Source organism: Streptomyces anatolicus, assembly GCF_019400875.1.
GTDB lineage: Bacteria > Actinomycetota > Actinomycetes > Streptomycetales > Streptomycetaceae > Streptomyces > Streptomyces anatolicus.
In genome coordinates this window covers 1-22,264 of the sequence record NZ_WMBF01000051.1, presented here as the reverse complement: position 1 = coordinate 22,264, position 22,264 = coordinate 1, and the positions used below count along the sequence as shown (strand labels likewise).

Annotated in this window: 21 protein-coding genes and 2 tRNA genes; 8 read left to right on the top strand and 15 right to left on the bottom strand. The window is 71.0% G+C overall.

The features are described from left to right. Window positions 1–42 precede the first annotated feature (42 nt). The 5 genes from GKQ77_RS08030 to GKQ77_RS08010 all read right to left on the bottom strand — a co-directional run bounded on the left by GKQ77_RS08030 (window position 43) and on the right by GKQ77_RS08010 (window position 4,243). On the bottom strand, window positions 43–1,365 hold the full coding sequence (locus tag GKQ77_RS08030) for an HD-GYP domain-containing protein (RefSeq protein ID WP_219688014.1): 1,323 nt from the start codon (window positions 1,363–1,365) through the stop codon (window positions 43–45). Between the two features lie 171 nt (window positions 1,366–1,536). Beyond that, a complete protein-coding gene (gene rsrA / locus GKQ77_RS08025; protein ID WP_219688013.1) occupies window positions 1,537–1,857 on the bottom strand; it encodes a mycothiol system anti-sigma-R factor in 321 nt (106 codons plus the stop codon). Beyond that, entirely contained in the window at window positions 1,854–2,528 is a 675-nt protein-coding gene (sigR, locus tag GKQ77_RS08020; protein ID WP_030780923.1) for an RNA polymerase sigma factor SigR, read from the bottom strand. The genes rsrA and sigR overlap by 4 nt, the downstream gene beginning before the upstream one ends. A 232-nt stretch (window positions 2,529–2,760) precedes the next feature. Next, window positions 2,761–3,417: an alpha/beta hydrolase family protein gene (locus tag GKQ77_RS08015; protein WP_219688012.1), complete on the bottom strand. Its 657-nt coding sequence runs from the start codon at window positions 3,415–3,417 to the stop codon at window positions 2,761–2,763. Between the two features lies 1 nt (window position 3,418). Then, a complete protein-coding gene (locus tag GKQ77_RS08010) occupies window positions 3,419–4,243 on the bottom strand; it encodes an SOS response-associated peptidase (protein ID WP_219688011.1) in 825 nt (274 codons plus the stop codon). Between the two features lie 49 nt (window positions 4,244–4,292). Between GKQ77_RS08010 and GKQ77_RS08005 the strand changes: the two genes are divergently transcribed. The 4 genes from GKQ77_RS08005 (at window position 4,293) to GKQ77_RS07990 (ending at window position 7,913) form a co-directional block, all read left to right on the top strand. Continuing rightward, on the top strand, window positions 4,293–5,015 hold the full coding sequence (locus GKQ77_RS08005) for a M50 family metallopeptidase (protein WP_219688010.1): 723 nt from the start codon (window positions 4,293–4,295) through the stop codon (window positions 5,013–5,015). Window positions 5,016–5,114: 99 nt separating this feature from the next. Then, on the top strand, window positions 5,115–6,452 hold the full coding sequence (aroA, locus tag GKQ77_RS08000; RefSeq protein ID WP_219688009.1) for a 3-phosphoshikimate 1-carboxyvinyltransferase: 1,338 nt from the start codon (window positions 5,115–5,117) through the stop codon (window positions 6,450–6,452). An 18-nt stretch (window positions 6,453–6,470) separates the two neighbouring features. After that, window positions 6,471–7,481: a ribosome small subunit-dependent GTPase A gene (gene rsgA, locus GKQ77_RS07995; RefSeq protein WP_219688008.1), complete on the top strand. Its 1,011-nt coding sequence runs from the start codon at window positions 6,471–6,473 to the stop codon at window positions 7,479–7,481. 108 nt (window positions 7,482–7,589) lie between these two features. Continuing rightward, window positions 7,590–7,913 carry a DMT family transporter gene (locus GKQ77_RS07990; RefSeq protein ID WP_030780936.1) on the top strand — a complete coding sequence of 108 codons (324 nt, stop codon included), beginning with the start codon at window positions 7,590–7,592 and terminating at the stop codon, window positions 7,911–7,913. 18 nt (window positions 7,914–7,931) lie between these two features. On the opposite strand, the gene GKQ77_RS07985 is transcribed toward GKQ77_RS07990, so the two are convergent. Then, window positions 7,932–8,537: a TetR/AcrR family transcriptional regulator gene (locus GKQ77_RS07985; RefSeq protein ID WP_219688007.1), complete on the bottom strand. Its 606-nt coding sequence runs from the start codon at window positions 8,535–8,537 to the stop codon at window positions 7,932–7,934. Between the two features lie 167 nt (window positions 8,538–8,704). Here GKQ77_RS07985 and hisN point away from each other — a divergent pair, with 167 nt between their 5' ends. Both hisN and GKQ77_RS07975 read left to right on the top strand, forming a co-directional pair. Further along, window positions 8,705–9,505, top strand: coding sequence for a histidinol-phosphatase (gene hisN / locus GKQ77_RS07980; protein ID WP_219688006.1), 801 nt, complete (start codon window positions 8,705–8,707; stop codon window positions 9,503–9,505). Window positions 9,506–9,757: 252 nt separating this feature from the next. Next, window positions 9,758–10,177, top strand: coding sequence for a CBS domain-containing protein (locus tag GKQ77_RS07975; protein WP_125515008.1), 420 nt, complete (start codon window positions 9,758–9,760; stop codon window positions 10,175–10,177). A gap of 110 nt (window positions 10,178–10,287) precedes the next feature. Here GKQ77_RS07975 and GKQ77_RS07970 read toward each other — a convergent pair whose 3' ends face one another. Beyond that, the gene (locus tag GKQ77_RS07970) at window positions 10,288–11,778 is read right to left on the bottom strand and encodes a catalase (RefSeq protein WP_219688016.1); all 1,491 of its coding nucleotides are present in this window, start codon (window positions 11,776–11,778) and stop codon (window positions 10,288–10,290) included. A 153-nt stretch (window positions 11,779–11,931) separates the two neighbouring features. Between GKQ77_RS07970 and GKQ77_RS07965 the strand changes: the two genes are divergently transcribed. Then, window positions 11,932–12,348 (top strand): Fur family transcriptional regulator, encoded by a 417-nt coding sequence (locus tag GKQ77_RS07965; RefSeq protein WP_125515006.1) that lies wholly within the window; start codon window positions 11,932–11,934, stop codon window positions 12,346–12,348. 178 nt (window positions 12,349–12,526) lie between these two features. On the opposite strand, the gene GKQ77_RS07960 is transcribed toward GKQ77_RS07965, so the two are convergent. From GKQ77_RS07960 to GKQ77_RS07945, 4 genes are all read right to left on the bottom strand, one after another. Next, window positions 12,527–12,600, bottom strand: a tRNA-Met gene (locus GKQ77_RS07960). Window positions 12,601–12,666: 66 nt separating this feature from the next. Further along, window positions 12,667–14,508: a tetratricopeptide repeat protein gene (locus GKQ77_RS07955; protein ID WP_219688005.1), complete on the bottom strand. Its 1,842-nt coding sequence runs from the start codon at window positions 14,506–14,508 to the stop codon at window positions 12,667–12,669. Window positions 14,509–14,727: 219 nt separating this feature from the next. Continuing rightward, a tRNA-Met gene (locus tag GKQ77_RS07950) sits at window positions 14,728–14,801 on the bottom strand. 50 nt (window positions 14,802–14,851) lie between these two features. Beyond that, window positions 14,852–17,857: a UPF0182 family membrane protein gene (locus GKQ77_RS07945; protein ID WP_219688015.1), complete on the bottom strand. Its 3,006-nt coding sequence runs from the start codon at window positions 17,855–17,857 to the stop codon at window positions 14,852–14,854. A gap of 148 nt (window positions 17,858–18,005) precedes the next feature. On the opposite strand from GKQ77_RS07945, the gene GKQ77_RS07940 reads away from it, so the two are divergent. After that, window positions 18,006–18,545 (top strand): PPA1309 family protein, encoded by a 540-nt coding sequence (locus GKQ77_RS07940; protein ID WP_125515004.1) that lies wholly within the window; start codon window positions 18,006–18,008, stop codon window positions 18,543–18,545. Between the two features lie 104 nt (window positions 18,546–18,649). Here GKQ77_RS07940 and GKQ77_RS07935 read toward each other — a convergent pair whose 3' ends face one another. The 4 genes from GKQ77_RS07935 to GKQ77_RS07920 all read right to left on the bottom strand — a co-directional run bounded on the left by GKQ77_RS07935 (window position 18,650) and on the right by GKQ77_RS07920 (window position 21,971). Next, window positions 18,650–19,741: a YlbL family protein gene (locus GKQ77_RS07935; protein WP_219688004.1), complete on the bottom strand. Its 1,092-nt coding sequence runs from the start codon at window positions 19,739–19,741 to the stop codon at window positions 18,650–18,652. 85 nt (window positions 19,742–19,826) lie between these two features. After that, window positions 19,827–19,997, bottom strand: coding sequence for a hypothetical protein (locus GKQ77_RS07930; protein ID WP_219688003.1), 171 nt, complete (start codon window positions 19,995–19,997; stop codon window positions 19,827–19,829). 139 nt (window positions 19,998–20,136) lie between these two features. Continuing rightward, complete coding sequence (locus tag GKQ77_RS07925; RefSeq protein ID WP_219688002.1) at window positions 20,137–20,601, bottom strand: molybdenum cofactor biosynthesis protein MoaE; 465 nt, start codon at window positions 20,599–20,601, stop codon at window positions 20,137–20,139. 257 nt (window positions 20,602–20,858) lie between these two features. Then, window positions 20,859–21,971, bottom strand: a complete 1,113-nt coding sequence (locus tag GKQ77_RS07920; protein WP_219688001.1) for an SDR family oxidoreductase — start codon at window positions 21,969–21,971, stop codon at window positions 20,859–20,861. Between the last annotated feature and the right edge of the window lie 293 nt (window positions 21,972–22,264).

The following is a 22,264-nucleotide window of genomic DNA, read 5'->3' as shown; positions in this document are numbered from 1 at the left end:
GGTGGGCACAGCCTTCAGTGCCGGGTGCCGGAAGGGTGGCCCTCACCTCGGCACCGCCCCCCGCACCGCAGGCGCAGGCACACCCCGAGCAGCAGGCAAGCCACCAGAGGGCCCATCCGAAGTAACCCCGGGATGCCACCCGTCCCGGCCCAGCGCACGCGCCAACGCCGAGACCATCTCCGGATCGAACTGCGCCCCCGCACACCGAGCCAGCTCCTCAAGAGCGGACGGCACCGGCCGCGCCCGCCGGTAGGACCGCGTGGACGTCATCGCGTCGAACGCGTCGGCCACGGCCACCACCCGCGCGCACTCCGGGATCTGCGTCCCCGCGAGCCCGTAGGGGTATCCGCTGCCGTCGAGCCGCTCGTGGTGGTGGAGGATCGCCGCCCGCGCCTCGCCGAGGAAGCCGATGCCGCGCACCATCTCGTGCCCGTACTCGGGGTGCAGCTCGATGACGCGCCGCTCCTGCGGGGTGAGGGGGCCTTCCTTGCGCAACAGGCGGGTGGGGACGCCGAGTTTGCCGACGTCGTGCAGGATCCCGGCGAACCGCAGGACCTCGACGCGCTCGTCGTCCATGCCCAGCTCGCGAGCGATCATCACGGAGGCGCGGCCGACCCGCTCGCTGTGCCCGCGCGTGTACTTGTCCTTGAGGTCGACGGCCTGGACGAGGGCCCGGATGGTGGCCTGGTGGGCGGCCCGCTCGCGGTGGTACTGCGCGAAGGCCCAGCAGGAGACGCCCATCGGGAGCAGCACGAGCAGCGCGGCCGGGGGCCCGTACGGACTGGTCCACAGGACCGCCATCATCAGCCCGGCGAGGCCGTGCACCGCGACGGGCGCCAGGGAGCGCGCGAAGAGCCCACGCCACGCGGAGCGTGCGGGGACCCGCTCGGCCGTCGCGAGCACCCCGCCGTCCAGGGCGGTGAGGACGACGGAGAAGGCGAGCACGGCCGCCCCGGCCGGTCCCAGGACCTGCGGGAAGTCGGGCGCGGCACCGGCGGCGGGACCGCCGAGCGCCCCGTAGACCCGGGCCGCCGCCCAGGAGGCCAATGCCAGCTGCGCGGCGCGCCAGAGACGGCGTACGCGGCGGGGTCCGCGGTCGACGCGGGCGAGGAGCGCGCCCGGCACGGCGACGAGGGCGGCGGCCGCGGGCGGCAGCAGGAAGACCCCGGCGAGCAGCACGGGGAAGAAGGTTCCTGCGGAGAGGCCGCGGGGGAGGGTGAGCCGCTCGCATCCGGCGTAGAGCACGGCGAGGAGCGTGACGGCCGGCCAGGGGGTGGGCCCGCTCAGCGCGGGCGCGGCACAGACGGCCCCGGCCAGGGCGACGCTCAGGATGTACACGCGAGCCCACGGCGGCACCGACCGCATGAGTTCTCCTCCCCGTTCCAGGTCGCAAGACCCAGGTCCGGAGAGTAGAACGCCTGCCCCACGGGCATCACTGGACGGCGGGGAATTAGCACATTCGAGTGACGCTAAGGCGCTTTCACACTGCTTCAACCCGGCGCACGCAGCTCGCGTCGCGCACGCTCCTCGCGCCGCTTACGCCTCCGAGGCCGTCACACCGGGTGCGGCGTCATGCGAGACGTCCTGGTCGGGCACGGCCTGTCCGGAGCGGATGAGGTCGATGCGCCCCATGACCTTGGCCCGCAGGTCGATGGGTACGTCGTCCTGGCCGCAGCAGCGCTTCACCAGCTTCTTGACGGCCTGCTCGAGGCCGTACTTCTCCAGGCACGGCGAGCACTCCTCGAAGTGCGTCTCGAACTTGGTGCAGTCGCTGTCCGGCATCTCGTGGTCCAGGAACTCATAGAGATGGTCCAGGACTTCACTGCAGTCAGTCTCGTGCGGCTCTCCGCAGCTCATGAGCCCGAGCCTTTCGTTCCGTTCGACTCCCCGGCACCCGCCGGGACGAGCCCGCGCTCACGGGCGTAGTCCTCCAGCATGCCGCGCAGTTGGCGTCGGCCCCGGTGCAGCCGGGACATCACCGTACCGATGGGTGTCCCCATAATGTCCGCGATCTCCTTGTACGCAAAGCCCTCGACATCGGCCAGATAGACGGCGATGCGGAATTCCTCGGGGATCGCCTGGAGCGCCTGCTTCACGTCGGAGTCGGGCAGGTGGTCAAGCGCCTGCGACTCGGCCGAGCGCAGACCGGTGGACATGTGCGACTCGGCGCGCGCGAGCTGCCAGTCCTCGATCTCCTCGGCGGCGCTGCGCTGGGGCTCACGCTGCTTCTTGCGGTACGAGTTGATGAACGTGTTCGTGAGGATGCGGTACAGCCACGCCTTGAGGTTGGTGCCCTCGCGGAACTGGTGGAACGACGCGTACGCCTTCGCGTAGGTCTCCTGCACCAGGTCCTCCGCGTCCGCAGGATTGCGCGTCATGCGCAGCGCCGCGGAGTACATCTGGTCGAGGAACGTCAGCGCGTCCCGCTCGAAACGGGCCGTGCGCTCCGCGGCCGTCTCAGAACCCTCTTCGGGGCGCTCCGCCTGGCCGTGCTCGGTCCCTGCGTCGGTCCCAGTGACCGGACCCACCTCCTCCAGCGACGTGGCGAGGCCGAAAGCAGCCCCACTCGAATCGGAGGATAGACGACGATCCACTCCGCGCGCCGCCCGAATAGTTGCGTTTTTGGGTGCGCTCAAGACCGTCCACTCCAGGTCAGAGGCGCTGGAGCGGTTCGGGCAGATGGTCGAACCCATGCGGCGGACTCCCTCTCGTACGAACACGTCTGCGACGGTGTTCACCGTCTGTTCGCGACAACAGAGGTCACGCGTCCAACATTCCCGCCCACCGTGTGACGGCGTCCGTGATGACCGCCACGGCCTCGTCCTGGGTCACGTCCGCCTTCTTCGGCACCGCGAAACCGTGGTCGCCGTAGGGCACTTCCACCAGTTCGTACGTCCCCTCGGGGAACTCGGCGGGCCTGCCGAAGGGGTCGTTGCCGCCCTGCACGACCAGGGTCGGCACCCCGGCGCCGAGCAGTTCGCCGGCGCGGGACTTCTCGGGCCTGCCCGGGGGGTGCAGGGGGAAGGAGAGCGCGAGGACCGCGGCGGCGCCAAGCTCGGTGGCGGTGCGGCAGGCCACGCGCGCCCCCGCGCTGCGGCCGCCGGAGATCACCGGCAACCCCTTCTTCTCCAGCGCGGGCCAGACACCCCGCCACCCCACGTCCAGCGTCTTCGGCGCGGGCGCCAGCTTCTTGCCCGCGACCCGCCAAGGCTGCTCGACGAGGGCGACGCTCACGCCGTGCGCGGGCAGCGCGGCTGCGAGGGCCTTCAGGTCGCGGGCCTCGATGCCGCCACCGGCGCCATGGCTGACGGCCAGCAGGAGGCGGGCCTTCTTCCGCGCCGGGTGCCAGGTGATCCGCGCCTCACCGGCGCCGGTCTCCACGATCTCGCTCTGGGGCGGGTGTGTTTCATGCGTCACGTCAGAAGAGTGTGCCCTCTTCGGGGCCTTCCAGCTCCTTGAGCAGCTCGGGGCCGTTGTTGCGTACGTTGCTGACCGCCGTCGAGACGGGGTAGGCCCGCATCAGCCCGGCCGGGGGCGGCTCCAGGAGAGGGCGCAGGTCCTCGACGTCCGTGCGGGACGGGTCGAGCCAGGCGTCCCAGCGGTCGGGGGTGAGCATGAGCGGCATCCGCGGGTGGATGTCGGCGAGCGAGCGCGGGCCCTCCGCGGGGGCGACGGCCAGCGGCGTGGTCTCGGCCTCCGTGGTGATCACCGTGCAGGTCACCCACCAGGCGAGGGGGTGCTCGTCGGGCAGGGTCTTGTCCCGCCAGAACTCATAGAGGCCCGCCATGGCGAAAACGGAACCGTCGGCGGGGGTCACGAAGTACGGCTGCTTGCGGGGCCGCTTCTTCTTGCCCTCGACCTCCAGCTGCCGCTCCTCGGGCGCGGTCACCCACTCGTAATAGCCGTCGGCGGGCAGCACACAGCGGCGGGCGGCGAAGGCGCGGCGGTAGGAGGGCTTCTCGTGGACGGTCTCGGCGCGGGCGTTGATCATCCGCGCGCCGCCCTCGGGCGTCTTGGACCAGGAAGGGACGAGGCCCCACTTGAGCGTACGCAGCTGGCGAACCGGAGCCGGGTCGTCGGCGTCTTTCAGGGGACGGTCGAGAACCGCGTAGACCTCTTTGGTGGGGGCCACGTTGAAATCGGGGGCCAGCTCCGCCCCCGCCTCCTCGGGCTGCCACTTCTCGATCTCGAAGATGCCCGCGAGGTCCTCGGGCCTACGACTCGACGCATACCGTCCGCACATACGTGCCAGACTGCCACGACCCGATCCCCCAGAGGAGCCAGTTCCGACAATGGAAAGCACCGCCAACGCCAGCCTGGCCGCCCTCTGGGACCGTGTCTTCGGCACGCAGTCCGCGCCCGAGCAGTGGCTGGTGATCGGGGCCGGTCTGGTGGCCCTTGCCGTCGTCGTGCCGCCCCGCATATGGCGCCTGGCCCGCAACGCCATCACCATCGCGCACGAGGGCGGCCACGGTCTGGTCGCCCTGCTCACCGGGCGCCGCCTCGACGGCATCCGGCTGCACTCCGACACCTCGGGCCTGACCGTCTCGCGCGGCAGGCCCACCGGCATCGGCATGATCCTCACCGCGGCGGCGGGCTACACCGCTCCCCCGCTGCTCGGCCTCGGCGGCGCCGCGCTGCTCTCCTCCGGGCGCATCACCGCGCTGCTGTGGATCGCCACCGCGCTGCTCGTCGTGATGCTGGTGATGATCCGCAACGCGTACGGCGCCCTGACGGTGCTCCTGACCGGCGGCACCTTCCTGCTCGTCTCCTGGCTGGCGAACACGGACGTCCAGGCGGCGTTCGCGTACGCGGTGGTGTGGTTCCTGCTCCTGGGCGGCGTCCGTCCCGCCTTCGAACTGCAGGCCAAGCGCAGGCACGGGGGCGCGGGCGACTCCGACGCCGACCAGCTCTCGCGGCTGACGCACGTGCCCGCCGGGCTGTGGCTCTTCCTCTTCCACGCCGTCTCGCTCTGCTCCCTGATGGGCGGGGCGCGGTGGCTCCTCGACCTCTGAGCGGGGCGGGGCACGCCGGCTCCTCGACCTCTGAGCGGGCGGGGCACGCTGGCCGCTCGCCGTCTGAGCGGGCTCTCCGGCAGCCACTAAAGTGAGGGCATGACCGCAACCCCGGCGCACACCGCCCTCTGGCCCGCCCCGCACGCAAGCGGAGCCGTCACCGCGACGGTCCACGTACCCGGTTCGAAATCGGTCACCAACCGCGCGCTCGTCCTTGCCGCGCTCGCCGCCGAGCCCGGCTGGCTGCGCCGCCCGCTGCGCTCCCGCGACACGCTGCTGATGGCGGGCGCGCTGCGCGCGATGGGCGTCGGCATCGAGGAGACGGTGTCCTCCAGCTCCGCCGTCACGGGCGGCCTCGTCTCCGGTGAGGCCTGGCGCGTGATCCCCTCGGGCCTGCACGGCCCGGCCACGGTGGACGTCGGCAACGCGGGCACGGTCATGCGCTTCCTGCCCCCGGTCGCCGCCCTCGCCGACGGCCCGATCCGCTTCGACGGCGACCCCCGTTCGTACGAGCGGCCCCTGACCGGCGTGATCGACGCGCTGCGCGTGCTCGGCGCCCGTATCGACGACGACGGCCGCGGCGCGCTGCCGCTGACCGTGCACGGCGGCGGCGCCCTGGACGGCGGCCCGGTCGAGATCGACGCCTCGTCCTCCTCGCAGTTCGTCAGCGCCCTGCTGCTGTCCGGCGCGCGCTTCAACCAGGGCGTGGAGGTCCGGCACGTGGGCGGCCCGCTGCCGTCCATGCCGCACATCCGGATGACGGTCGACATGCTCCGCTCGGCCGGTGCGCAGGTGGACACCCCGGAGGCGGGCGGCGAGCCGAACGTCTGGCGGGTCACCCCCGGCGCCCTCCTCGGCCGCGACCTCACCGTCGAGCCCGACCTCTCCAACGCCCAGCCGTTCCTCGCCGCGGCCCTGATCACCGGCGGCACGGTCACCATCCCCGACTGGCCCGCGCACACCACGCAGCCCGGCGACGCGCTGCGCGAGATCTTCACGGAGATGGGCGGCTCCTGCGAGCTGACCGAGCAGGGCCTGGTCCTCACCGGCTCCGGCTCGGTCCACGGCCTCGACGTGGACCTGAGCGAGGTCGGCGAGCTGACCCCCGGCATCGCGGCGGTCGCGGCCCTCGCCGACTCCCCCTCCACGCTGCGCGGCGTCGCCCACCTGCGGCTGCACGAGACGGACCGCCTCGCCGCGCTCACCAAGGAGATCAACGGACTCGGCGGTGACGTCACCGAGACCGCCGACGGGCTGCACATCCGCCCGCGCCGGTTGCACGGCGGCGTCTTCCACACCTACGACGACCACCGCATGGCGACCGCGGGCGCGGTCATCGGCCTCGCCGTGGACGGCGTACAGATCGAGAACGTGGCGACGACGGCGAAGACGCTCCCGGACTTCCCCGAGCTCTGGACCGGAATGCTCGGGAACTGACGGGCGGGGACGAGAACCATGCGCCGCTACGGCAAGAACCCCGACGAGGACGACATCCGCGTCCGCCCCAACCGCAAGGGCAACCGCCCCCGCACCCACATCAGGCCCAAGCACGAGGACGCGGCCGAGGGCATGGTCCTCACCGTCGACCGGGGCCGGCTGACCGTGCTGGTCGAGGACCGGATCGTGATGGCCATGAAGGCCCGCGAGCTGGGCCGCAAGGCCGCCGTGGTGGGTGACAGGGTCGCGGTCGTCGGGGACCTGACCGGGAAGAAGGACACGCTCGCGCGGATCGTGCGGATCGCCGAGCGCACCTCGGTCCTGCGGCGCACCGCCGACGACGACGATCCGTACGAGCGCGTGGTCGTCGCCAACGCCGACCAGCTCGCCATCGTCACCGCCCTCGCCGACCCCGAGCCGCGCCCGCGGCTGATCGACCGGTGCGTCGTGGCGGCGTACGACGGCGGACTCGAACCGATCCTCGTGCTGACCAAGTCGGACCTGGCATCGGCCGACAAGCTCCTGGAGACCTACTCCACCCTCGACATCCCCTATGTGGTCACCAGCCGCGAGGAGTTCACCGACGGCGCGGAGCTGGCGCGGGTGCACGAACTCCTCGACGGCAAGATCACGGCTTTCGTGGGCCACTCCGGCGTGGGCAAGACGACGCTGGTGAACGCGCTGGTGCCCGAGGAGCGGCGGCGTACGACGGGCCACGTCAACGCGGTCACGGGCCGCGGCAGGCACACCACGACCTCCGCGCTCGCGCTGCCGCTCGCGGAGGTGGGTGGCTGGGTGATCGACACCCCCGGAGTGCGGTCCTTCGGGCTCAACCACGTCGACCCGTCCCGCGTCATCCTCGCCTTCCCCGACCTGGAGCCCGGCACGGAGGGCTGCCCGCGCGGCTGCAGCCACGACGAGAAGGACTGCGCGCTGGACGCCTGGGTCGCCGACGGACACGCGGACCCGCAGCGCCTGTACTCCCTGCGCCGGCTGCTCGCCACGCGGGAGCGGCGCGAGGACGACTGACCCGGCTGGCTGACCTGGCGGGCTGACCCGGCGGACTGACCTGGCCGTTGTTTGCGCCCGCGTGGCACCAGGTAGGAATCGTGGACGAGTGCGGGAGGCAGGGGACACATGGCGTGGCTGCTGGTCATCGTGGCGGGGATTCTCGAGACCGGCTTCGCGGTCTGTCTGAAGCTGTCGCACGGCTTCACCCGGCTCTGGCCGACGATCGCGTTCGCCTGTTTCGCGCTCGGCAGCTTCGGTCTGCTCACGCTGGCGCTGAAGAAGCTGGACGTGGGTCCCGCGTACGCGGTCTGGACCGGCATCGGCGCCGCGGGCACCGCGATCTACGGCATGGTCTTCCTCGGTGACCTGGTCTCCACGCTCAAGATCGTCTCGATCTCCTTCGTGATCATCGGCGTGGTCGGACTCCAGCTGTCCGGCTCCGCGCACTGACGACCTCGGCCTCCCCCCTTATTTGGCCGCCACCCAGCGCCCTATGGCTCCGCGGACCAGCTCCGCGGGGTCGTCGTCGTTGCGGGCGGGTGCGATGACGTACGACAGGGCGAGGCGCACCGCGCTCTCGCAGGCGAGGGCCAGTTCGGGGTCCCGGGGCCTGCCCCGGCCGCCGAGCGCGGCCGCCGCCCGGTCCCGCACCAGCGCCAGCAGCTCGGCGGAGGAGGGCACCCCGGCGTCCGCGCGGCGCTGCGCGGGCACCGACGAGGTGGAGCCCGCCGACCGGCTCGGCGCGGGCAGCCGCTCGCTCCAGCAGCCGGTGAGCGCGGCCCGCACCAGTGCGTTGCCGCGGGCGGCGCCGACCGTCCAGGCGGCGACCGCGGCGAGGCGGTCGGCCGGCTCGCGCTCTTGTGCGAGCGCGCGTTCGACGCCGTGCAGATAGCCGTCGGTCTCGCGGCGGAGCAGGGCGCGGGCGAGGCCGTCCTTGCTGCCGAACTCGTTGTAGAGGGTCTGCCGGGAGACTCCGGCGACGGCGGCGACATCGACCATGCGCACGCCTGTCCACGGTCTGCGGGCCAGCGCCGTATAGGCCGCGTCCAGTAAGGATTCCCGTGCTGCGGGCATCGTCGCCTCCCCGGGCCGAACCGGCTCCGGCTGCCAGAGTTGACGCGCTCGGAGGCACTGTCAATAGCTCGGGCGCGAGTGGGAGCGGTGGCTGCTCGCAGGCCGGGGTCCAGTGGCCGCGATACGGCGCTGTGGCTCGCGCCGACCGAGATCGATACTGTTCACCCATGCCCGACTACCACGATGATCTGCGTCTCGCCCATGTCCTGGCGGACGCCGCCGACGCCCAGACCATGAGCCGGTTCAAGGCTCTCGACCTCAAGGTCGAGACCAAGCCGGACATGACGCCGGTGAGCGAGGCCGACAAGGCGGCCGAGGAGCTGATCCGCTCCCAGCTGCAGCGCGCGCGGCCGCGTGACGCGATCCTCGGCGAGGAGTACGGCGTCGAGGGCACCGGCCCGCGCCGCTGGGTGATCGACCCGATCGACGGGACCAAGAACTACGTACGCGGTGTCCCTGTCTGGGCCACGCTCATCTCCCTGATGGAGGCGGGCGAGGGCGGCTACCAGCCGGTGGTCGGCGTCGTCTCCGCGCCCGCGCTCGGCCGCCGCTGGTGGGCGGCGAAGGGCGGCGGCGCCTACACGGGCCGCAGCCTGACCTCGGCGACCCGGCTGCACGTCTCCGAGGTCTCCCAACTCTCGGACGCCTCCTTCGCCTACGCCTCGCTCTCCGGCTGGGAGGAGCAGGGGCGTCTGGACGGGTTCCTGGACCTCACCCGCGCGGTGTGGCGCACGCGCGGCTACGGCGACTTCTGGCCGTACATGATGGTGGCCGAGGGCGCCGTCGACATCTGCGCCGAGCCCGAGCTGTCCCTCTGGGACATGGCGGCGCCCGCGATCGTGGTGACGGAGGCGGGCGGCACCTTCACCGGCCTCGACGGCAAGCCCGGCCCGCACAGCGGCAACGCGGCGGCGTCGAACAGCCTGCTCCACGACGAGCTGCTGGGCTATCTGAACCAGCGCTACTGACCCAGCGCCACTGACCCCGCGCCACCTCCCTGACCGGTCGCCTGAACCAGGGGCTGCTGACCCGACCGGCCGCCTGAACCAGGGCACCTCGGCGAACTGACCACGTACGCCCTCTTGTTGACCCCCGGCTTCGCTGCGACTCTGAGAGTCCCCCCACTTGTGAACTTGTGAATCCTTTCTCCAAGCAGGGAGCGGAGGCAATCCTTCGCCCACCGGGAGGCCTCGGATTCACCAAGGAGGTGGCTCACGCCCATGCACGTCCGCGACGCCATGAGCACGGTGGTCCTGACCATCGGCCCCACCCACACCCTGCGCCAGGCGGCCAGGCTGATGTCCGCGCGCCACGTCGGCGCCGCCGTCGTCCTCGACCCCGACACCTGCGGGCTCGGGATCCTGACCGAGCGTGACGTCCTCAACTCCGTGGCCCTCGGCCAGAGTCCGGACACCGAGATCGCCGGTACGCACACCACGACCGACGTCGTCTTCGCCTCACCGGCGTGGACCCTGGAGGAAGCGGCGGACGCCATGGCGCACGGCGGCTTCCGGCACCTGATCGTCATGGACGGGAACGAGCCCACGGGCATCGTCTCCGTCCGCGACATCATCCGCTGCTGGGCGCCCGTCCGGCGTGCGGCGGCCCAGCAGTTGGCGGCCCAGCAGTTGGCGGTCTGAGAGGCCGCGGCCCGAGAGGCGGCCCGGCAGGCGGCAGCCGGGAGAAAACAGCGGCGGGCCGGAACCCCGAGGGGATCCGGCCCGCCGTCATGCGACGACAAGGGGACTGGTCAGCCGCGCAGGGCCTGGACCGCGGCCTCCAGCCGCTTGCCGAAGTCGTCGTCCGCCTGGCGGAAGTTGTTGATCGCGCGCTCGGCGATCTCGTCGCGCGAGACCTTGGCGATGAAGCCCGAGAGGTTGTCGATCAGGCGCTCCTTCTCGTCCTCGGTCATCAGCCGGTAGAGGTTGCCGGCCTGCACGAAGTCGTTGTCCTCGGCGTGCCGGGGCGTCTCGTGGTTGCCGGTGGCGCCGGTGACGGGGACGGGCTGCCACAGCGGGCGGTCCGTCTGGAAGGGGCCGCCGAAGCTGTTCGGCTCGTAGTTCTTCACGCCCTTGTGGCGGCCGTCGTACAGCGCGCCGTCACGGGAGTGGGTGCGCGCCTCGGTGGCGTGCGGGCGGTTCACCGGCAGGTGGTCGGCGTTGATGCCGACGCGGTAGCGGTGGGCGTCGCCGTACGCGAAGAGGCGGCCCTGGAGCATCTTGTCCGGCGAGGGGCCGATGCCCGGCACGAAGTGGGCGGGGCTGAAGATGGCCTGCTCGACCTCGGCGAACACGTTCTCCGGGTTGCGGTTCAGCTCCAGCTTGCCGATCTCGATCGGCGGGTAGTCCGCGTGCGGCCACACCTTCGTGAGGTCGAACGGGTTGAAGCGGTACGTCGCCGCGTCCGCCGCCGGCATGATCTGCACCTGCACGGACCAGGTCGGGAAGTCACCGCGCTCGATGGCCTCGCGCAGGTCGCGCTGGTGGGAGTCGGGGTCCTCACCGGCGAGCTTGTTGGCCTCGGCCTGGGTGAGGTTCTTGATGCCCTGCTCGGTCTTGAAGTGGTACTTGACCCAGAAGACCTCGCCCGCCTCGTTGTTCCACTGGAACGTGTGCGAGCCGAAGCCGTCCATGTGGCGGTAGGAGGCGGGGATGCCGCGGTCGCCGAAGAGCCAGGTCACCTGGTGGGTGCTCTCCGGGCTGAGGCCCCAGAAGTCCCAGACGTTGTCCGCCTCCTGCGAGCCCGTGTAGGGGTCCCGCTTCTGGGTGTGGATGAAGTCGGGGAACTTGATGGCGTCCCGGATGAAGAAGACCGGGGTGTTGTTGCCGACGAGGTCGTAGTTGCCCTCTTCGGTGTAGAACTTCAGCGCCCAGCCGCGCGGGTCGCGCACCGCGTCGGCCGCGCCGAGGTTGCCCGCCACGGTGGAGAAGCGCAGGAACGTCTCGGTCTCCTTGCCGACCTCGGAGAGGAACTTCGCCCGCGTCCAGCGCGAGACATCACGGGTGAGCGTGAACGTGCCGTAGGCGCCCGCGCCCCGGGCGTGCACCACGCGCTCCGGGATCCGCTCGCGGTTGAAGTGGGCGAGCTTCTCCAGCAGCAGCTGGTCCTGGATCAGCATCGGCCCGCCGACGCCCGCGGTCTCGCTCTGCTGATTGTCGGCGACCGGCGCGCCGGCCTCCGTGGTGAGCGGTCCCTGCGTCGTGCTGAGCGGTCCCTGCGTCACGTGCGCCTCCTGCGTCATCGACCCCTGGGGGTCCTGTCCCAATCCCTTGGCCAATGCCTGTCCTCTGACCAACGTCGTAATTGATCCTACAATAGACTTTGTCTAAGTCAAGCGGGCATCCAAAGTCACACCCGTTCGGGACTGGCTCCCCCTCCTGTTAGGCTGGCTCTCATGAGTGACCTGTTGGAACGACTGCGCGGACGCGGCTGGCGCATGACAGCGCAGCGACGCGTCGTGGCCGAGGTCCTCGACGGGGACCACGTCCACCTCACGGCGGACGAGGTGCACGCCCGCGCCGCCGACAAGCTGCCCGAGATCTCCCGGGCGACGGTCTACAACACGCTCGGCGAGCTGGTGACCCTCGGCGAGGTCCTCGAAGTCACGACGGACCGCCGGGCGAAGCGGTACGACCCGAACGCCCACCGGCCCCACCACCACCTGGTCTGCGCCCGCTGCGGCGCGATCCGCGACGTCCATCCCACGGGCAATCCGCTGACGAGCCTTCCCGACTCGGAGCGCTTCGGCTTCACGGTCGAGGGCGTCGAGGTCACGTACCGAGGGGTCTGCCCGGACTGCGCGACGGCGTAGTTTTTTCGTACGTACGTTCTTCAAAGGGCCCGGCACCGAGAGGTGCCGGGCCCTTCGTCTCGTGACCCGCGCACGCGCGCTCGCGGCTTGGCCGCCGAAAACGGCTTGCGGCCTGCGCCTGGCCGCCGAAAACACCGAAGGCCCGGAACCCATTGGGTTCCGCGCCTTCGGCCTTCAGTAGCGGGGACAGGATTTGAACCTGCGACCTCTGGGTTATGAGCCCAGCGAGCTACCGAGCTGCTCCACCCCGCGTCGGTAAACCCAACAGTACGTCAGGGCTGCGACCAGCGCAAATCCGTTCCGCGGCAGGCGTTCCCGCTACGCGGAAAGCTCCTGCCGCAACGCCTCGCGCAGCCTTCCGGCCCGCTCGGAGACCTCCGCAGGGCCCAGCTCGACCGCCCGGGACGCCCACCGCTGCCCCTGTGCGAGCTGGCCACGCCGGGCGTAGAGGAGGGCGAGCCGCAGCGCCGCCCGGCCGTGCCCCGCGTCGGCGGCACGCGTCCACCAGAGCGCGGCCTCGGGCTCGCTCCCCTCGCGGGCGAGCAGCAGCCCCAGGTTGAACGCGCCGTTGCGGCTGCCGGCCTCGGCGGCCGTGCGGTACCACCGGGCGGCCTCGACGACGTCGCCCCGCGCGGCGGCCAGCATGCCGACCCGGACCTGGGCGCGCCGGTGGCCCTGCTCGGCGGCGCGCTCGTACCACTCCTCGCACTCCGTCTTCTCCGCCGCGGGCTCGCCGAGCGCGGGCGTGTCCGCCGAGGTGCGGCGCGCGTCGAGCAGCGTCCCGAGCCGGTACGCCGCCTCCGCGCTGCCGCCTCCGGCCGCACACCGCAGATGCCGCTCGGCCTCCCTGTCGTCGCCCTCACGCAGCCGGGCGGTGCCGACCTGGAGGGCCGCGTCGGTGTGCCCGGCGGCGGCCGCGCGCTCGTACCAGCGCAGGGCGGATGCCTCCTCGCCCCGGCTCGCGTACAGGATCCCGAGGTTGAACGCCGCGTCGACGCTGCCCGCCTCGGCGGCCTTGGAGAACCACGGCTCGGCTCCGGCCGCGTCGCCGCCCTGGAGCAGCAGCACGGCCAGCGCGTTGGCGGCCTCGCGGTGTCCGGCGTACGCCGCGCGGCGGTACCACTGGTCGGCCTGCGCGGTCCTGCCCTGCTCGGCGCAGAGCAGCCCGAGGTTGTACGCGCCGTTCACATCGCCCGCGTCCATGGCCGCGCGGTACCAGCGCTCGGCGGTCTGGGTCTCGCCGCGCTCGGCATGCAGCGCGCCGAGCGCGTTCGCGGCGTTGCCGTCGCCGTCCTGGGCGGCCTTGAGCCACCACACGGCGGCGCTCTCCTCGTCGCCCGCGTCGCGCAGCAGGAAGCCGAGCGCGCAGGCCGCTCTGGACTCGCCGTCCTTGGCGGAGTTGAGGTACCAGCGGCCCGCCTCCTTCAGCTCGCCGCGGTGCTCCAGGATCGCGCCGAGGTGCAGCGCGGCCCTGCGGTGCCCGCGCGCGGCGGCCTGGCGGTACCACTGCTCGGCCTCACCGGCCGGGGTGTGCACGCCCTCGCGCCCGGCGCGGTCGGCCCGCACGGGGCTCTCGCCGCGCTCGATGGGCTCGCCGCGCTCCTCGGCGGCCCGCCGGTCGAGCGCGCGGGCCAGGCGGTACGCGGCCTCGCGGTGGCCTCGCTCGGCGGCGACCCGCATCCAGCGCTCGGAGCCGACGTCCCCGCGGTGCTCCAGGAGGTCCGCGAGGGCGTACGCCCCGAGGGTGTGGCCCTGCTCGGCGGACTGCCGCAGCCAGTACTCGGCGGCGGGCTCGTCGCCGCGCTCGCGGTGGTGGCGGCCGAGCGCGTGCGCCGCGGCGGCGGAACCGGCGACGGCGGCCACCCGCCACCAGCCGGCCGCCTCGTCCGCGTATCCACGCTGGTGGAGGAGGACTCCGAGGTTGTTGGCGGCGGCGCGGTCGCCCTCGGCGGTCGCCGCGCGCAGCAGGGACTCGGCCCCGTCGAGGTCACCGCGGCGCAGCAGCAGGCTTCCCAGGACGCTCATCGCGTCGACGTCGCCGGCCTCGGCGGCCAGTCGATAACGCATCTCGTCGGCGGCCGTCCCGGGGTCCTCCCGGTCGGCCGCCTGCACAAACCGCCCTGTATCCAACAGAGTTGCCTTGTCCCCCATAACGTCCATCGTCGCACCACCCGCAACCTGGGTACACCTGGTATACCGCAGCCAGTGAAGTCACTTCGGCGTTTTGTCGACATGCCCACAGAGAGATAAGTGAAACACATATCCCCCAACTCTCCCCCTGCAGCGCGCCGTTCGCACGATGTCGCGCACGAGTTGGCATAGGCCGCCCGCACACGACGAAGGCCCGGATCCATAAGGATCCGGGCCTTCACCTTGCAGTAGCGGGGACAGGATTTGAACCTGCGACCTCTGGGTTATGAGCCCAGCGAGCTACCGAGCTGCTCCACCCCGCGCCGTTGTGTTCAAACCGTACCACGGCGCGAGGGACCTCTCTGACCAGCCGCTATTCAGCGCCCTTGTCAGCTTCCTTGTCGGCGTCCTTGTCGGCGTTCGCGTCGGCGCCCTTGTCGGCATCCTTGTCGGAGCCCTTGTCGGCGCTCCTGTCAGCGTCGTTCTCGGCGTTCTTGTCCGAGCCCGCGGTGTCCTTCTCCGCCGCCTTGGCCGACGCCTCCTCGGCCCGCTCCAGTGCCTCCTGGAGCCGCTCCTGCGCCTCGCCGTACTTCTTCCAGTCGCCTTCCTTCATGGCCGTCTCGCCGTCATCGAACGCCTTCTGGGCGTCGTCGAGGGCGGCCTGGACCGTCGGGTCGTTCGTCTTGGGCGGCTTGGTCGGCTCGTCCCCGTCCTGATCCTCGGCCGGTGGCTTGGTGCCCCCGCCGGCGCCGAAGACCTGGTCGAGGCCGTCGCTCAGGGAGTCCGCGAAGACGGTCTCCGTGCCGTACGACACGGCCACCTTCTTCAAGAGGGGGTACGCCGACTTGCGGCCCTGCACATAGACGGGCTCGACGTAGAGGAAGCCGTCGTCCAGCGGCACGGTCAGCAGATTGCCGTAGAGGACGTCGGAGTCGGCGCCCTTCATGTCGCGGACGAACGTACCGACCTCCTTCATGGAGTTCAGTTTGTTCTGCACCTGTTCAGGGCCGTCGACGTCGCCGGTCACTCTCAGCAGCTTCATCTGGCCGTAGTTCTTGCTTCTGGCGTCGGCGTCGACCGTCATGAAGGCCCGTAGGTTGGGCCGCTCACTCGGGGTGAACGTCGTCGTCAGCGCGAACTGCTGCTGGCTCTGGCCCGGCGCCTTCATGGACAGGTAGTACGGCGGGACCGCGCTGTCGTCCTTCTTCGTCGGGTCGTTCGGCACCTGCCAGGCGTCACTCGCGTTGTAGAACTGGCCCGGGTCCGTGACGTGGTACAGCGTCAGCAGCTCACGCTGCACCTTGAACATGTCCTGCGGGTAGCGCAGGTGGTCGTTGAGCGCGGAGGGGATCTCGCTCTTGTCCTTGACGGTGCCCGGGAACGCCTTCTTCCAGGTCTTCAGGACCGGGTCCTTCTCGTCCCAGGTGTAGAGCTTGACGTCACCGGTGTACGCGTCGACGGTCGCCTTCACCGAGTTCCGGATGTAGTTGACCTGGTTCTGCTGGGCGATCACCGTGCGCTGGCTGTCCGCCTCCGACAGGGAGTCCGCCGTGGTGTCACCGAGCGTGGTCCGCGACGCGTACGGATAGCCGTTGGTGGTCGTGTAGGCGTCGACGACCCACTGGATGCGGCCGTCGACCACCGTCGGGTAGACGTCACCGTCGATCGTCAGCCAGGGGGCCACCGCCTCGACGCGCTCCTTGGGGGTGCGGTTGTAGAGGATCCGCGAGCCCTCGCCGATCGCCCCGGAGTACAGGATCTGCGGCTCCCCGAAGGAGACCGCGTACGCGGCGCGGTTGATCGGGTTGGAGAGGTTGACCCCGCTGTCGCCCTTGTAGCTGTAGGTCTTCTGGCCGCCACCGTCCTCTTCGTAGTCGAGCTCCTTCTGGGGCCCGCCCACGATCGAGTACTGGCTGGTCTTCTCGCCGTAGTAGATCCGCTGCTCGTACTCCTGCATCTCACCGGTGGTGGGCAGGCCGGACTCGGTGAACGCCGGGGCGCCCTTGGAGCCTTCCTTGGTCTCCGTGCCCTTCGCGGCGACGACGCCGTAGCCGTGCGTGTAGGCGAAGTGGTCGTTGATCCAGTTCCGCTTGTCGAGCTTGTTCACGTTCAGCTCGCGCAGGCCGACGATGGTGTCCTGGCCGTTGTAGCGGTCCACGTCCAGCGTCCGCGGGAACTGGTAGTAACTGCGCTCCTGCTCCAGCTGCTGGAAGGTGGGCGAGACGATGTTCGGGTCGTTCAGCCGGTAGTTGGCCGCCGTGTTCGCGTCCTCGCGCTTCTTCCGGCGGTCCTCGTCGACCTTGCCCGCGCCCTTGAAGTCCTCGGGCTTCACCCCGCTGATGCCGTAGGCGTCGCGGGTGGCCTCGATGTTCTTCTCGATGTACGGCGCTTCCTTGGCCTGCTCGTTCGGCTGGACCTGGAACTTCTGGACGATCGCGGGGTAGAGCCCGCCGATGAGGATCGCCGAGAGCACCATCAGACCGAAGCCGATGACCGGCAGCTGCCAGGTGCGCCGCCACAGCGTCGCGAAGAAGAGCACGGCGCAGATGACGGCGATGCAGAACAGGATCGTCTTCGCCGGCAGGTAGGCGTTCGCGTCGACGTACCTCAGGCCCGTCCAGTTGCCCGTCGCCTTGAAGTCACTGGACTTCACCGCGAGGCCGTACCGGTCGAGCCAGTACGCGATGGCCTTGAGCGAGACGAAGACGCCGAGCAGCACCGACAGGTGGCCGGTCGCCGCCGCGGTCGCGCGCGCGCCCGGGCTGGTGATGCGCAGCCCGCCGTACAGGTAGTGCGTCAGGGCGGCGGCCACCAGGGAGAGCACCGTGGCCGCGAAGCCGAAGCCCAGCAGGAAGCGGTACCAGGGCAGGTCGAACGCGAAGAACGCCACGTCCATGTGGAACTGCGGGTCCTTCTGGCCGAAGGGCACGCCGTTCACCCACAGCAGCCACGTACGCCACTGCCCCGCCGCGGAGGCGCCCGCGATCAGGCCCACCAGGGCGGTGATCCCGATGAGCAGCCACTTCTTGTACGGGGCGATGCCCATGCGGTACCGGTCGAGGCTCTGCTGCTCCATCGACATGGCGCTCAGCGGCGGGCGCAGCCGGTGCGCCAGCCAGATGTTCACACCCACCGCGGCCGCCATGAGGAGGCCGAAGAAGAAGAACAAGCCGATCTTGGTCCACAGGGTCGTCGTGAAGACCGATGAGTAATTGACCGAGCGGTACCACAACCAGTCCGTCCAGAACCCGGAGAACATGACGAAGGCCATGGCCAGCACGGCCAGCACGCCCAGTGTCATGAGCAGGGTCCGGACGCGACGGGAGGGTCGGCCCACTCTGATCCGTGGCCCCGTCGGGCCTCCGCCGCGGTCCGGCATCTGGAAAGCCAAGGTGCGCACCTCGAAGTTCGCTGTTGATTCGCTGTTGGTCCGTCAGGCCCCCGAGATCGCGGACCCACACCTATGCAACTTACCTACGCTTTACTCGGTTCCCGTTTCTCGGGACTAACGAGGCAGGATTGTGACCATGTCCAACACTCCCATGGCAGCGAGCCCCCTCACTCGGGCCGTGCTCGAAATCGACGAGTACGTCTCCGGCCTCGGCTGGGACCGGCCCGCCCGCCTCTTCGCGCTGGTCGACACGGCCCGACTGCGCACCCAAGAACCCGGCCTCGCCTCCCAGCTCGGCCTCGACGACGGCGTGGAACACGCCGGCCTGACCCCCATCGAGCAGGAGGAGATCCCCGCCGACAAGCCGCTGGACGAGTTCCTCGGCACCATCGCCTGGCCGGACGCGGTGACGGGCTGCGCCCTCACGGTGGAGCGCCAGATGCTGCCGCCGTCCGCCGAGACGTCGGTCCCCGAGGGCCTGAGCGAGGCCCAGCTCGCCCAGTGGGTGGCGAAGCACCCGGACCGCCAGGAGGTCCGGATGACGGTGGCGGTGCTGCGTGACGGCGCGCGCGAGTCGGCGCTGCGGCTGCGCGAGAAGGACTCGCCGACCGAGGTCCTCACCGGCTCCGACCTGGTGCCGGGCCTGGCGGACGCGCTCGCGGCGACGTTCGCCTAGCTCCGCCCGCCGCTCGCACAAGGGTTCTACAGCTCGTACGGGGGTGGGGCGCCGGTGGCCGCCCCGCCCCCGTACGGCCTACCGGCCCTCTCCGGAGTGAGCCGTTACTTCGCGGTGCAGCTCGGCAGGGAGCCGGTGTCGCCCTCGCGGATCTTCTTCAGGGACTTCACGGCGTCGTCGATGGTGTCCACCTTGACCAGGGTGAGGCCGTCGGGGACGTCGCCGGCGGCCGCCGCGCAGTTCGCCTTCGGCGTCAGGAAGTACTCGGCGCCCTTCTCCCGCGCGCCGACGGTCTTCATCTCGATGCCGCCGATCGGGCCGACCTTGCCCTTGTCGTCGATGGTGCCGGTGCCTGCCACGAACTCGCCGCCGGTGAGGTCGTCCGGGGTCAGTTTGTCGACGATGCCGAGCGCGAACATCAGCCCGGCGCTGGGGCCGCCCACGTCGGCGAGCTTGATGTCGATCGTGAACGGGAAGGTGTGGTCGGTGCCCGCCTGGATGCCGACGATCGCACGGTCGGCGTCGTCGTCCGCCTTCTTCGTGGTGATCGTGATCTCCTCGGTCCTGGTCGGCTCCTTGCCGGACTTCTCGGCGGCGGCCGCCTCCTTGACCGGGACGACCGTGAAGGTGACACGCTCGCCGGGCTTGTGCTCGGTGACGAGCTTGGCGACGTCCGTCATCTCCTTGACCGGCGTGCCGTCGACCTTCTTGATGACGTCGCCCGCGTGCAGCTTGCCCTCGGCCGGGTCGCCCTTGATGACGGTGGAGACGATGACCTGGGACTCCACGGGGAGTTTCAGCTCCCGCAGCGCCGCGACCTTGGCGCTCTCCTGGGACTGGCTGAACTCCTCGGCGTTCTCCTGGGTGGACTGCTGCTCGGTCTTGCCGTCCGGGTAGAGCGTGTCGTGCGGCACCACGATGTTGTCGTGGGCCAGCCAGCCGTAGACGGCCTCCGCGAGGTTCATCTTGTAGTCGGCGCTGGTGACCCTGACCGTCGTCATGTTGAGGTTGCCGGTCGTGGGGTACGTCTTGTGCCCGGAGATCTGCAGCACCGGCTCGCCGTCGTGGTCGCCGAGGGTGTTCACCGTGGGGCCCGGGGACATCTCCGAGTAGGGCACTTTGATGAGCACTCCGGCGCAGAGCAGCGCGATCAGCATCAGGGTGGAGGCGAGCATCGTCGCAGTGCGGCGTGGCATGGAACGACAGTACGGGACGGGCCTGTCGGCGCACCTGTGGGGCCGGTCCGTACGGGGGCGCCGCCACGGCCGCCCCGGGGCCGCGTCATGTGCCGGAGCGGGACTTCTCCATGGCCTCGCGGAAGGCCGCGTAACCGTTCAGCTCCGTGTGATCACCTGTGCGGCCCGACTTGCGGTTGCGGGCTGCCCAGCTGCCCCACAGTCCCGCACCGACGGCCGCCAGAAGTGGAATCAGCAACCAGGCAAGTGATGCCATGTCGACCTCCCGACCCCATGTGCGACCGCAACTGACTGATCAGCAGATTAACCATCCGCAATGTCAACGCTCACGGCAGGGGTCGGGTTACGCAACCGGAGCCGCATGGGTCAATCGGCCCCCAGGGGCCGCCCCTGGCTCAACAGGCGCCGACCCATTCCTCCTTGCCGTCGGAGAACCGCTGGTGCTTCCAGATCGGCACCTCGTGCTTGAGGTCGTCGATGAGCTTGCGGCAGGCGTCGAAGGCCTCGGCACGGTGCGGGCAGGAGACGGCCACGACCACCGCGAGGTCGCCGACCGCGAGGTCTCCGACGCGGTGCACGGCGGCCAGGGCGCGCACCGGGAACGCGGCGACGACCTTCTCGGCCACCCGGCGCATCTCGGCCTCTGCGGTCGGGTGCGTCGAATAGCCCAGCTCGTCGACGTCGGCGCCGCCGTCGTGGTTGCGCACGGTCCCTACGAAGAGCGCCGTGCCGCCCGCCGCGTCGTCGCCGACGGCCCGGAAGACCTCGTCCAGGGAGAGCGGGGTGTCGCGGATCGCGAGGAGGCGGATCGGGTCCTGAGCGGCCTGCTCGCCGGGGTGGTCCTTCGTGGTGCGTGCCATGCGGCCATGGTGCCGCACGGCACGGACATCACGGAATAGATCTTTCGCCCGGCACGCGCGCGTGGCGGGTTGGAGTTCCCTACAGGGGCCGGCCGGCCCCGGCGAGTCGCCCACGCCGGTTCGGCCGGCCACCGTGTGCCGTGTGGCCGGTGGCCCGTGGCGTCTGCCGTTTGGCCTGTGGCCTGTGGCGTCTGCCGTTTGGCCTGTGGCCTGTGGCGTCTGCCGCGTGTGGCCGGTGGCGTCTGTCGTCCGGAACCTCAGATCCGCCGCCGCGCCTTGCGTGCCCTGCGCACCACGGCCGCCGCGCCGAGCAGGGCGACCGTCGCACCCGCGGCCCCCGCCGCCGTCGCGTCCTTGCGGCCGAGCCGCCGTCCGGCCACGGTCCGCCGCCCGGAGACCTCTTCGAGCAGCTCCGCGAGGACCTCCTCGTTGGTCCACCGCGGCCGCCACCCGGCGTCGTGCAGCCTGCTCACGCTGACCACCCAGGGGTACATCGTGTAGGCCAGGTCGCCGGCCGGGGAGGGGGTCAGGCCGATGCGGTGCAGCCGGGCCGCCGCGCCGAGCGCGACCGCCGAGGGCAGCTCCATACGGCGGATCCCGCTCAGCTCCTCGACCTCCTCCTGCTCCAGCCAGCCGTCGCAGCCGACGGCCAGCTCCCCTTCGACCTTCTCCAGGACGGCGTACTCCAGGGCGCTGCACAGGTCCTCGATGTGACAGAACTGCCAGGCGGGCCGGGACCCCGCCACGACCAGCAGGCGGGGCGACTCGAAGTAGCGGGTGAGGGCGGTGTCCGTGCCGCCCACGAGCGTCGCGGGCCGTACGACGGTGACGTTGAGGCCGGGGTGGGCGCGGGGTGCCCTGCGGGCGAGCCGTTCGACCTCCAGGAGGTCGCCGACGCCGGTGGCCTCGGCGGTCGCCCGCAATTCGGCGTCTTCGGAGAGGGGCAGTTCGTTGTCGGGCAGCGCTCCGTAGACCATCGCCGAGGTGCAGAGCACGACGCGGTGGACACCCGCGGCCGCGGCGGCGGTCAGCACGGTCTGGGTGCCGCGTACGTTGTACGCGGTGCGGGCGGCGCCGTCGGTCTCCAGGTCGAGATCGAGCGCCAGGTGCACCACGACGTCCGCGCCGCGCAGCTTCTCGGCGATCGCCGGATCCCGTACGTCGAGGATGTGCCACTGCACCTGGGCGCACTCGCCCCGGCGCTCGTCGATGGCGATGACCTGCTTGATCTCCTCCGAGGCGGCAAGGCGCTCGGTCAGCAGCGCGCCCACTCCGGAGGCGGCGCCGGTAACGGCGACTACGGGCCCGCGGCCGGGCGCCGGGGTTGACGGGTTTCGCGCTGCGCGAACCTGTGGATCTGGGGAACTCACCGGGCGTCTCCAGCGGTTGTCTTCAGTACGTACGCGAATGACGCGTACGGACCAGGTGGCATCCATCCTGCCGCAGGCCGCGAGTCGGCGGAGCACCGAGGCCCGAACCCGTCACGGTGTCTACGCTGGGTGGTGTTGTAGGGCAGCCGCCGCCGGACGATACCGGCGGCCTGACGAGCCGAGGAATCCCGTGAGTGACACCCCATTCGGATTCGGCCTTCCGCCGGAGGAGCCGGAAGACGGCGACGAGGGCAAGAAGAAGGGATCCCCTGGAGGGGGACAGAGCGGGGGAC

What these genes read in the sequence shown, in the direction of transcription:
- GKQ77_RS08030 (WP_219688014.1), bottom strand. Translation starts at nt 1,365, where the DNA reads ATGCGGTCGGTGCCGCCGTGGGCTCGCGTGTACATCCTGAGCGTCGCC.
- rsrA (WP_219688013.1), bottom strand. Translation starts at nt 1,857, where the DNA reads ATGAGCTGCGGAGAGCCGCACGAGACTGACTGCAGTGAAGTCCTGGAC.
- GKQ77_RS08010 (WP_219688011.1), bottom strand. Translation starts at nt 4,243, where the DNA reads ATGTGCGGACGGTATGCGTCGAGTCGTAGGCCCGAGGACCTCGCGGGC.
- GKQ77_RS08005 (WP_219688010.1), top strand. Translation starts at nt 4,293, where the DNA reads ATGGAAAGCACCGCCAACGCCAGCCTGGCCGCCCTCTGGGACCGTGTC.
- aroA (WP_219688009.1), top strand. Translation starts at nt 5,115, where the DNA reads ATGACCGCAACCCCGGCGCACACCGCCCTCTGGCCCGCCCCGCACGCA.
- rsgA (WP_219688008.1), top strand. Translation starts at nt 6,471, where the DNA reads ATGCGCCGCTACGGCAAGAACCCCGACGAGGACGACATCCGCGTCCGC.
- GKQ77_RS07990 (WP_030780936.1), top strand. Translation starts at nt 7,590, where the DNA reads ATGGCGTGGCTGCTGGTCATCGTGGCGGGGATTCTCGAGACCGGCTTC.
- GKQ77_RS07985 (WP_219688007.1), bottom strand. Translation starts at nt 8,537, where the DNA reads ATGCCCGCAGCACGGGAATCCTTACTGGACGCGGCCTATACGGCGCTG.
- hisN (WP_219688006.1), top strand. Translation starts at nt 8,705, where the DNA reads ATGCCCGACTACCACGATGATCTGCGTCTCGCCCATGTCCTGGCGGAC.
- GKQ77_RS07975 (WP_125515008.1), top strand. Translation starts at nt 9,758, where the DNA reads ATGCACGTCCGCGACGCCATGAGCACGGTGGTCCTGACCATCGGCCCC.
- GKQ77_RS07970 (WP_219688016.1), bottom strand. Translation starts at nt 11,778, where the DNA reads ATGACGCAGGAGGCGCACGTGACGCAGGGACCGCTCAGCACGACGCAG.
- GKQ77_RS07965 (WP_125515006.1), top strand. Translation starts at nt 11,932, where the DNA reads ATGAGTGACCTGTTGGAACGACTGCGCGGACGCGGCTGGCGCATGACA.
- GKQ77_RS07955 (WP_219688005.1), bottom strand. Translation starts at nt 14,508, where the DNA reads ATGGACGTTATGGGGGACAAGGCAACTCTGTTGGATACAGGGCGGTTT.
- GKQ77_RS07945 (WP_219688015.1), bottom strand. Translation starts at nt 17,857, where the DNA reads ATGCCGGACCGCGGCGGAGGCCCGACGGGGCCACGGATCAGAGTGGGC.
- GKQ77_RS07940 (WP_125515004.1), top strand. Translation starts at nt 18,006, where the DNA reads ATGTCCAACACTCCCATGGCAGCGAGCCCCCTCACTCGGGCCGTGCTC.
- GKQ77_RS07935 (WP_219688004.1), bottom strand. Translation starts at nt 19,741, where the DNA reads ATGCCACGCCGCACTGCGACGATGCTCGCCTCCACCCTGATGCTGATC.
- GKQ77_RS07930 (WP_219688003.1), bottom strand. Translation starts at nt 19,997, where the DNA reads ATGGCATCACTTGCCTGGTTGCTGATTCCACTTCTGGCGGCCGTCGGT.
- GKQ77_RS07925 (WP_219688002.1), bottom strand. Translation starts at nt 20,601, where the DNA reads ATGGCACGCACCACGAAGGACCACCCCGGCGAGCAGGCCGCTCAGGAC.